Origin of the sequence: Paracoccus sp. SY (assembly GCF_002901215.1) — a bacterium.
Taxonomy (GTDB): Bacteria; Pseudomonadota; Alphaproteobacteria; order Rhodobacterales; family Rhodobacteraceae; genus Paracoccus; species Paracoccus acridae.
The window spans coordinates 1-1,356 of record NZ_NWMQ01000138.1; the positions used below are offsets into that span (position 1 = coordinate 1).

General features: G+C 63.7%; 1 protein-coding gene. It reads left to right on the plus strand.

The features are described from left to right. Window positions 1-1,356: FAD/NAD(P)-binding protein (locus tag CK944_RS22125; protein ID WP_103175179.1), on the plus strand; the 1,356-nt coding region annotated here is incomplete at both ends.

Below are 1,356 nucleotides of genomic sequence, written 5' to 3' on the forward strand. Positions count from 1 at the left end.
GGCAAGTTCATGTTGGCCAACATCGCCAGCATCGAGATCCCGCCGGTGGTGGAACCTTACCTGGACTGGCTGCAGGCCCAGCCCGAAGCGCGCCTGGTTTCCTTCGGACTGGAGCCCGAGGATCTCGATGATCGCCAGTTCACTCCCCGGCTTCTTCTGGGTGAGTATTATCGCGCTCAGCTCCTGGCGCTTATGGAAAGGGCTCGGGAAGGCGGGCATCAGATCGACATCCAGGAAAGCACCGAGGTGCTGGACATCCTGCCGCACCAGGAGGTGCTTCAGGTGAAGACCGTCAAGGGGTGGCACGGTCCCTTTGATCGGGTGATCCTGGCCACGGGACATGATTTCCCGGACGAAGACGAGGCCACCCGCAGCTATTACCCCAGCCCTTGGTCGGGTCTGATCGAAGCCTCCATCCCCGCAGTACCGGTGGGCATCATGGGCACCTCGCTCAGTTCAATCGACGCCGCCATGGCGGTGGCAAACCAACATGGACGGTTCCGCCGAAAGGACGACGACCTCTGCTTCGACATCGCGCCTGACACCGGCCTGCACATCACCCTCATGTCACGCTCGGGCATCCTGCCGGAAGCAGACTTCTATTGCCCGATCCCCTACCAGCCGCTGGCGGTCCTGACCGACGAGGCCGTGGCTCACTGCGCCTCGGGGGCCTGCCCGCTCGACACGGTCTTCGAGCTTGTCCGGGCCGAGATCGTCCATGCTGATCCAGCCTTCGCGCTGCGGATCGGCCTGGCGGGCCTGGATGCCGACAGCTTCGCACCCGCCTATTTCGCGGCAAGGGAGGCCGCCGATCCCTTCCGATGGGCGCGCCGGAACCTCGAGGAGGTAGAGCGGAACAAGGCGGACAAGGTCACTGTTCCCTGGCGTTACGCCCTGCTGCGAATGCATGAGAAGGTCGAGGCCATCGTCTCGGAACTGCCTGAGGCCGATCGCGAGCGGTTCGATGCGGGCCTCAAGAAGGTGTTCGTCGACAACTATGCCGCGGTGCCATCCGAATCCATCCGCAGGCTGCTGGCCCTTCGCGATGCCGGTGTCCTGTCGGTTCTGGCGCTTGGGGAGGATTACGACCTGAAGCGCGAGCCGTCGCGCACCCGGATCAAGACGCAAACGGACGAGCATATGTTCGAAGTCTTCATCGATGCACGCGGCCAGAAGGCGCTGACCAGCCAGGACATGCCTTTCCCATCTCTGCGCGAGGCCTTGCTGAAGGCTGACCAAGAGGTGCCCGAGGTGGCCGAGGACTACAGCCTGATCGGCGTGCCGGATTACGCAGGACGGCTGACGCTGGCCTCCATCCCCTACCTGATGCATGACCGGCCCTTCGTGCAGGGGATC